The following is an 8,444-nucleotide window of genomic DNA, read 5'->3' as shown; positions in this document are numbered from 1 at the left end:
ACTATCTCTTTACATTACCGTAGTTTGTGGTTCAATTACCTGAAAATTGCTGTAATCCGCCAAGTTGTAAATTTAAGAATCAAAGGAAACAGTAAATTCTGGTTGAAAGGAAATGCAGAAATTATGTTACATCTGCGTTGTCAATGGATAGCTAGAAGTTGGGATAATTTTTGTGGTTCTATCTTTGATTCCTTTATTAAACCTCAAACTGCTTGATAAATTTTATACTTGAATTTTCATGCCCAGCTATTATTTACTGCAAATTAATACTAAGTACACAAGTTGCTTTTAGTTGGCAATAATCGTCAAATGAATTGCTAGTAATCTTTTTGAGATATCTCATCAAGATAATTTATTGTGTAAAACAATAGATTTTATGTAAATAAAATCACTTTTTACTTAGATTGGATTTTTAGCGATCGCACTTTTTTTGGGTCGTCTAACAAAATCGCATTGCTCCCAGTAATCATTACCAACTCCACCGTTAAGAGTATTATTGCCTGAGGCACCAAAGTAACTGAAGTAATCGAAGCCAGAGAGGACAAGAGAATCATTGCCATCGTTACCATTGAGTAAGTTATTGCTTGTTGAATAATCAACATTTAAGTAATCATTCCCAGCACCACCGTTAAGAGTATTATTGCCTGAGGTGGTAGCGGCACTTAAAGAATCATTGCTATCGCCACCATCGAGCAGGTTATGGCCTGATGAATAATCAACATTCAAGTGATCGTTACCAGTACCACCAAACAGGAAGTTATCGCCTTCACCATCCTTGAGGGTGTCATTCCCAGCACCACCTCTCAGGATGTCGTTGCCACTTAAGCATTATCTAACTATCTCAGACTATCTAAGTCTTAAGCACTGTACAAATTAATAAGCGTATAGATTCAGAATAATCGGTCATTTCAAGGTTTTTAAGCATACTTTTTTGGGATAAATTACTGACAATTTAATGCCTAAAACCCATTCTTGATATTTGGTTTTTTGCCAGTGCCTAAGTCTTACTAACTTGAAAATAGTCAAAATCTGACTCTTAGAGAGAAAGAGATTTTTATGCCCTCCTTGTGGCTATTCTCCGTAGATATATACCTTGAAAATAGAGAACAATCGAATGCGAGATGCTTAAAATTGAACCTCGCAATTCAAGTATTCACTAAACAACCACAAAACTATTATTAGTTAGTGACAAGCCAGTAGATAGTTGTGCAAATTGTACCTTAGTAAACGCCCCTGCGCTGCCATCCTGATCAAAGAACAATGCACCTGTAGTCGAGTTATAGATAAATCGCTGAGTGCTAGTGGTTGCAGATGTTCCAATGGTAAACTGATTTGCTTTGAGCGAACCAATGGATAACCCACCACCAAAATTAGCAGCCGATATCTGAATCACTTCATTCGTGGCGTTGAAGTCATAAATAGTGTCTAAGCCTTCATTGAAACTATTGAAAGCAAAGGTATCAACCCCAGCTCCTCCAATTAGACTATCATTACCGTTGCCACCTGTGAGGTAGTCATTGCCGTTGCCACCGTTGAGTGTGTTATTACCTAAGGCAGTAAATGCAGAAAGAGTATCATTTCCATCGCCCCCAGAGAGTAAATTATTGTCTGATGAATAGCTAATAGTCAAGTAGTCGTTGCCCTTACCCCCATCTATCGTATCATTGCCACCATAACCCGTGGAGAGCGTATCGTTGCCACTGCTGCCCACAATTTTGTCATTGTAGAGTGTACCTGAGATATTTAATCGTTCAATATTCTTGTAGTTAACCCGATACGTACCTGCTGTAATTGAGCCAATATTAGTAGTGGCATTGAATGTCGAAGTAATCCCTCCTGTAGCATTGCTGTAATCGATGGACAATAAATCGTCACCCTTACCCCCATCTATCGTATCATTGCCACCATTCCCCCTGGAGGAGAGCGTATCGTTGCCATTACTGCCCACAATGTTGTCATTGTAGGCTGTACCTGAGATATTTAATCGTTCAATATTCTTGTAGTTAACCCGATACGTACCTGCTGTAATTGAGCCAATATTAGTAGTGGCATTGAATGTCGAAGTAATCCCTCCTGTAGCATTGCTGTAATCGATGGACAATAAATCGTCACCCTTACCCCCATCTATCGTATCATTGCCACCATTCCCCCTGGAGGAGAGCGTATCGTTGCCATTACTGCCCACAATGTTGTCATTGTAGGCTGTACCTGAGATATTTAATCGTTCAATATTCTTGTAGTTAACCCGATACGTACCTGCTGTAATTGAGCCAATATTAGTAGTGGCATTGAATGTCGAAGTAATCCCTCCTGTAGCATTGCTGTAATCGATGGACAATAAATCGTCACCCTTACCCCCATCTACCGTTTGAGTAATTGAATAAGAGGGGGAAGTAGATGGGGATGAGGGGCTAACATATAAGGAATCATTACCATCGCCACCAGAGAGTAAGTTGTTGCCTGTTGAATATTCAGCACGCAATGTATCATTACCAGTACCACCATTGAGGGTGTTATTACCTGAGGTGACATCATAATCATCAAAACCGTCGTACTGGATGTAATAGCCTGAGATGGAGAGATAATCATTGCCATCGCCTCCATTCAGTAGGTTATTACCTGTGGAATACTCAGCACGCACTGTATCATTACCAGTACCACCGTTGAGGGTATTATTGCCTGAGGAGCTAAAATTATAGTTCGCTCTATACTCATCATAGCCAGAACTGGAGAGATAATCATTGCCATCGTCCCCAGAGAGTAAGTTATTCCCTTCTGGAGACACAACCAAACGATCGTCACCAGTACCACCGTAGAGGGTGTTATTGCCTGAGGAGGCAATAAAGGAGTATCCATACTCAGTATTAAGGTAAGAGGAATCAAGAGTATCATTCCCATCGCCTCCAAATAGTAAGTTATTGCCTTCTGAAGCTCGAGCGTACAATTGATCGTTACCAGCGCCACCGTTTAGGGTGTTGTATCCTGTTGAAGAGTCAACAATCAAAATATCGTCGCCAATACCACCAACAAGAGAGTTATTGCCAGTATCATCTACGAGGGTATCATTCCCGATGCCACCAATGAGAGTATCATTCCCCGTACCACCCCTCAAAAGATCGTTGCCACTTAAGCCATCGATTTTGTCGTTACCCCCCTGACCATTAATCACATCATCTGAGTTGTCTAAACCTGTAATGTTGTTGTTCAGGTCATTGAGGAAGGTTACTGTGTTCTTGATACCGATGGTCGTGTCTGTAGAGTTGGCATCTAGAACATTAAAACTATTGGTGATGCTAGTTTGCCCATCAAACAGAATATTACCAATGGCTGGTCTTGTACCAGAAGCTTTCAAGTTATCTAAATCTTCTAGTTTGAAGTTTTGCAAGATGACTTTCAAAATCGGGTCACTAAAATATACTCGTGAATCTTCAAATCCTAAATTTTCTTGTATATCTTGAAAGGTTATTTCCAGATTATTACCATTCTGGGTTAGTAGCAGATTTCGCGCAGTCGATCCCTCATCAAGGAATTTGATAGTATCAACTTCGGCAATAACTGCTGCTGTGGGATTTGTACCTTTACCTACACCACCAAAATCAGTGATAGTATCAGTGCCATCATTGGAGCTGTAAACAAATGTATCCTTCCCACCACCACCCCTTAAGGTATCGTCGCCATTACTACCTGTAATGTTATCATTCCCAGCTTTACCGTTAATTGTGTCAGCACTGTCAGTGCCAAATAGAGTATCATTCCCGTCGGTTCCAATGATATTTGCCATTACTTTTTCCTACCTAAATCGATATTTTGAAGTAAATTAAGTTATCAGTTGTTAATGCTGTTTTGGCGCAGAAAAATTTGCCGAAACTTGATGATTTCGACAGACTTCAATCTCACCCTTGGGGGTTACGAATTTTTCCGGAAGATTTTCCTTTTGATTAACTTGCAAGTATTACTTATCGAAGTACTTCGGATTATTTAAGTCTTAGGCATTCTACAAATTCCAGAGGATCTGAATTCACAAAAAGCTAGTTTCAAGCTAATTTAAATCACCCTTGATCAGTAGTATAGGCAAATATTTACCATAGACACTGCTGACAAAGCATCGAAAAATCAAGCTCGAATCTTTGAAAAACAAATCTCATTGTTTTTGTCCATGCGTAAGTCTTGCTAGCTTGAAAACAGGGCAACAAATATTTATGGCCTTGTTGTGGGGTATTTTCCTTTGGTATCTAGCTAAAAAATACAGAACAGCTTACGAGGAATAAAGAAACAAATTTTCAGCAAGCCCTAAATAATCTGCTAATCAGTAGCATACAGAATATTTACTGAGTTATTCATCTCTAAAAAAATAACTTTACATATTCTTCATCGTATTTACTGAATAAATGTATATAGAAGCACTAATCTTTATCTATTCATTATATTTATCTAGTAAATTCTTTGCAGAAAGTGGCAGACAGATACTCCAAGAGTTTTTACGAATTGGGGGAAAGTCTTAGGATTAATCACCTCTTCCACCTTGAATTCATAAAGATATCCATGACGGCTGAAGAATAGACATCTTGGCAAAAGTTACTTTTGCAAGATGTCTATTCTTTACACTTTTGCCCTTTAGCCCTCTACGCTTTTAGTTTTAACTTCACATCAGGCACAAAAAGGAAAGCGTTTTTGAGAGAATATTTTAAAATTCAACTATAATATGGAAGCGGAACAGTTGCTCAACCCTACAAACTGCTTGCATCATGAGGCGATTGAGTTATTCAATTTCAGGTGGACAAAGTTCTGCGACGCCGAATAGCCCATCGTAGACATCGCTACTTGTCCTCACATCAAAACTTCCCACGCTAAATGCTAAATTTTATTTAGCCACCCAGCAGGAGTTTTCTTTTTCTTATGTGGTTCTGGTCTGCCGATTCAGTAGAACAAGAATTATTTGATTTGTACGCTCCAGCCCTGCAATCGCTCGGTGTAAATTTCAGTGACGAGCAACTCCAAGACACTCTAGAAGCATCAAGCTTAGGTTTAGAAGATGCTTTCAGGAGCGCAATCGTTTATATACTCTGGCTCGAAGAAAACCTCAAGCCGATCTACCCGACTGCGATACTAATTGAGGCACTAGCAAATCAATGGCGCACCAAGTACTGGAAACCGGAGTATTTAGAACTTGAACAGTTGCTGTCCCCCGGAAAGCGTTGGTGGAGGGCAGCAGTGGATAAGTGGGGTTACGACGAACGCAATCAACTGGTTGCAGATATATTTTACGACCACGGGCAGGAATTTATCAAGTTCTGTAATGGGAAAGAAATTCTAGTTGACACTGCTTATAAGTGGGGATGGGAGCGAGTCGCAGATTATGCGTCCCCGTTTTCAGAAAATAATTGGTCGCTTGGTAGTCTCAATGCAAAGGAATCTTGATCTACAACCGTCAAGCAGCAATCACTTTAGCTGCACGCTATTCTGAGACAGTGTGATTTGTTACCTCTCCCAATCCACCAATACCCCATCCACAATCTGCTGTTTTTAGGTTTAAAAGGGTTCGGTCTTGCTCACGGGTTAGAAATACTCTTAAACGCGCACCCATGTTTTAGTTCCCTCAGTAGATTCTTTCTCCGTATTTATTTATCTTCACATAGTTTGGTTTTTTCGTGCCTACCTACTTACAACTAATCAACCTATTGGGTACACCATTGGAAATCATTAAGCTTTTTGGTGACAAGTAAAAATATCTAGCGGCCCTACAAAAGTTAAAAAATGAACTGTATAATATAGCTTGACTTTATAACTAGGTAACAATATCATCTTGCTAACTATTTATTAACAATTCTTTATATTTGGTCAATTTGCATTAACTCTAGATAAATATTAACTTTCGTCTCAATTTATGGAAGATACTGCTCAATCTTTAGATATTCTAATCAATGAATTACAACATAAAATTTCTACAACTAATACTGCTTTAGATGTTGAGGTTCAAAAAGAACTAGCAAAAATATTAAACGTAGCTCAAAAAACGAAAAGTTTATTAGCAAGTGCTAAGTTAAAGAATAATAAAATTAAGCAAAGTCAGATAGAGTCACTTTTACCTAATGTAGTTACAGCAATATACGCTCTCCAAGGTGAACCAAATAAAGTTTTAGCTAAAGATTTAAGACGAGATGCCGAAATTTTTGTGCGTCAATTAGAAAATCCTTTTACTGCTCTATTTATCAATGGATTTCATAACTTCCTGTATTTAACAGAAACTCCTTCTAAAGTAATTATTGGATTACTGGTAGCATTGCCTGTTCATTTGGCAGCACCAATTATACTTGCACATCTTTTATCAGGTGCTAACTTATATCTCAAACCTATTTTGACAGGGCAGAATCCAACTCAGCCATCAGGACAAAGTACAGAAATAGCCCAGAAACCAAACGAAAACTCTAAGAATAGGTTGACTCAGTATGACTTTGATGAATCTTCTGCTTTACTACTTTTATGTGCAATGTCTGGAGCTACAGGCAGTGTGGTTAGTATTTTGACCAGAATTGAAGAATATAGGAATCAGAAATATCAAGATAGCTTGCTTCCAGTATTTGTAGGAGCTTTTAAACCTATGATAGGGGGTTTCTTTGGGATTTTAATATTTGCTTTATTCAATTCTACTTTGTTACCTATTTCTATTACTAAGGATGAAACAAAACCTACTACTAAATGGTTTGGATTTATGGCATTAGCTTTTGTTGTTGGTTTTAGCGAAAGGTTTGCAAAAGATATAGTTAGCCAAACAGAAAAAATTGTACCAGGGGACATTTCCTCGAAGAATGCAAATATCTCTGCAAACTCAACAGGTCAATTACCTGTAGCAGATGAACCCACGCAGGAGAATCAAACTCCAAAAGAATAAGTATTTAATGTAATCTTGTTTAAAGTGAGAATTTTTAAAATATGTCGATCAGCACTACAATCAAAACCATTCAGGACGTCATGCGGAAAGACGCAGGGGTGGATGGTGACGCACAACGCATCAGCCAACTTGTCTGGATGATTTTCCTCAAGATTTTTGATGATCGTGAGGCTGAATACGAGTTTTTAGAAGATGATTAAGATTCCCCAATTCCAGAAGCACTGCGCTGGCGGCATCTAAATCAGCATTATTGACCAACATCCTCTCACCATCAGCAAAGGTAACAATCTGTTGCCAAAGATTCGGTGCGTCTGCCTCAATTACTCCTGAATCCCCATACCTTGAGTGTGACTGTTGTGAAACTGTGACTAATGGGACTTCCAAAGAATAAATTATTCCAAGAAAAACAAGAGACAGGTTTTCTCAAGAATGATAATCATTTTAATGGGGGAGAAAAGGGGTTGCCGAAAGCAACCCCTTTTCCTATACACTTGTCGTCTGCTTTGAAGTTAAACAGTGTAAATAAGAGATGTTTTGTAGCTAAATAAATGCTGTTATTAAAATCAAATAATTTTTGTTTTACTACAACAAATATCAATAAACCAATTACCTAAGTTTGGGAAAACTTCATGAGTAGAATCGGTTAGCCGCTCAATCTGTTTTTCAATTTGAGCCATAGCTTTTTTTGTAAGCTTTACCCCATTCTCATAAGTTTTGTGTATTAACTTAACTGCTGGATGTTTCCCGTTCCATTTCATTGTGCTAGCAAAATTCAAAGCCGTTTCTAGTTCATCTAAAATACTGCCGTTCCAATGATTTTCTAGTACTGCCCATGTTCTTTCTATTGGATTATATTTGCTATGATAGGGAGGATAGTAAGCTAAACGTATATTTACTTGATGTTTGTGGGCAAACTCTACTATACGTTTCATAAATTGGGTACGACGTGAACTATTCTGAGGCCCATTATCTTGATTAAGAGCTAGAGTCTTAATATCAGAAAAACGGTGTTTTTCTGTTAACCAAAAATCTTCTAAAATATCAACAATAAAATCACTGGTAACTTTCGATTCTGTAAAATACAAAAATAGCTCATCCTCCTCTGGAAGAAATATCCCATAAGGAGTTACAGTTGTTTTCGGATTATAATCATGGTCATCAGCCTTCGCCCCATACTGGCTTTTACCTCCTCGGTCAAATGAGCCGATCTTAACACGGGCTTTTCCGTCCATGCTGAGACGTAAAACACTCTTATCTTCCGAGGCATCTTTATTTACAATGTTTAATTGCTCAAAGATTGCATCAGTTTGTGGAAACTTTTTTTGAGGTTGAACTTTCTTTACCCTTCTGAGCTTGTAACCTAAATTATTTAATTTGACTCGAATTGTTTCTGATGTATGTAGCTTTTCATCGCTGTAACCATACTTTTCGATTAATTGCTTTCTGACTTCGGCTGCACTGAGTCTAGTATATAATCTTTGGCTTTTGAAACTCGGATCAGTTTGACTATAGAAGTCAACTAAATTTTTTATATCTTCTAAAAGATTTGGTAGGT

General features: G+C 38.2%; 8 protein-coding genes and 1 pseudogene. 4 read left to right on the top strand and 5 right to left on the bottom strand.

Annotated elements, in window-relative coordinates; all coding sequences use genetic code 11:
* Positions 1-216, top strand: a pseudogene (locus tag HWQ39_RS01015) (hypothetical protein); the annotation flags it as partial.
* A 183-nt stretch (positions 217-399) separates the two neighbouring features.
* Here HWQ39_RS01015 and HWQ39_RS01010 read toward each other — a convergent pair.
* Positions 400-726, bottom strand: a complete 327-nt coding sequence (locus tag HWQ39_RS01010; protein WP_292840289.1) for a hypothetical protein — start codon at positions 724-726, stop codon at positions 400-402.
* Positions 727-1,156: 430 nt separating this feature from the next.
* Entirely contained in the window at positions 1,157-3,781 is a 2,625-nt protein-coding gene (locus tag HWQ39_RS01005; RefSeq protein ID WP_292840287.1) for a calcium-binding protein, read from the bottom strand.
* Between the two features lie 1,115 nt (positions 3,782-4,896).
* On the opposite strand from HWQ39_RS01005, the gene HWQ39_RS01000 reads away from it, so the two are divergent.
* Positions 4,897-5,418 (top strand): hypothetical protein, encoded by a 522-nt coding sequence (locus HWQ39_RS01000; RefSeq protein WP_292840284.1) that lies wholly within the window; start codon positions 4,897-4,899, stop codon positions 5,416-5,418.
* A gap of 37 nt (positions 5,419-5,455) precedes the next feature.
* On the opposite strand, the gene HWQ39_RS00995 is transcribed toward HWQ39_RS01000, so the two are convergent.
* Entirely contained in the window at positions 5,456-5,584 is a 129-nt protein-coding gene (locus tag HWQ39_RS00995; protein ID WP_292840282.1) for a hypothetical protein, read from the bottom strand.
* 300 nt (positions 5,585-5,884) lie between these two features.
* Between HWQ39_RS00995 and HWQ39_RS00990 the strand changes: the two genes are divergently transcribed.
* The gene (locus HWQ39_RS00990; RefSeq protein ID WP_292840279.1) at positions 5,885-6,889 is read left to right on the top strand and encodes a hypothetical protein; all 1,005 of its coding nucleotides are present in this window, start codon (positions 5,885-5,887) and stop codon (positions 6,887-6,889) included.
* Between the two features lie 41 nt (positions 6,890-6,930).
* Complete coding sequence (locus tag HWQ39_RS00985; protein WP_366932210.1) at positions 6,931-7,089, top strand: type I restriction-modification system subunit M N-terminal domain-containing protein; 159 nt, start codon at positions 6,931-6,933, stop codon at positions 7,087-7,089.
* Here HWQ39_RS00985 and HWQ39_RS00980 read toward each other — a convergent pair.
* Both HWQ39_RS00980 and HWQ39_RS00975 read right to left on the bottom strand, forming a co-directional pair.
* Positions 7,037-7,273, bottom strand: a complete 237-nt coding sequence (locus HWQ39_RS00980) for a hypothetical protein (RefSeq protein WP_292840295.1) — start codon at positions 7,271-7,273, stop codon at positions 7,037-7,039. The genes HWQ39_RS00985 and HWQ39_RS00980 overlap by 53 nt on opposite strands.
* Before the next feature lie 179 nt (positions 7,274-7,452).
* The coding region (locus tag HWQ39_RS00975) for an ISAzo13 family transposase (RefSeq protein WP_292840276.1) at positions 7,453-8,444 on the bottom strand (992 nt) is incomplete at its 5' end.

This window comes from Nostoc sp. NMS8, assembly GCF_017115045.1.
In the GTDB taxonomy this organism is placed as follows: Bacteria; Cyanobacteriota; Cyanobacteriia; order Cyanobacteriales; family Nostocaceae; genus Nostoc.
The sequence above is the reverse complement of the archived record's forward strand: the minus strand, read 5'-3'. Positions and strand labels throughout refer to the sequence as shown.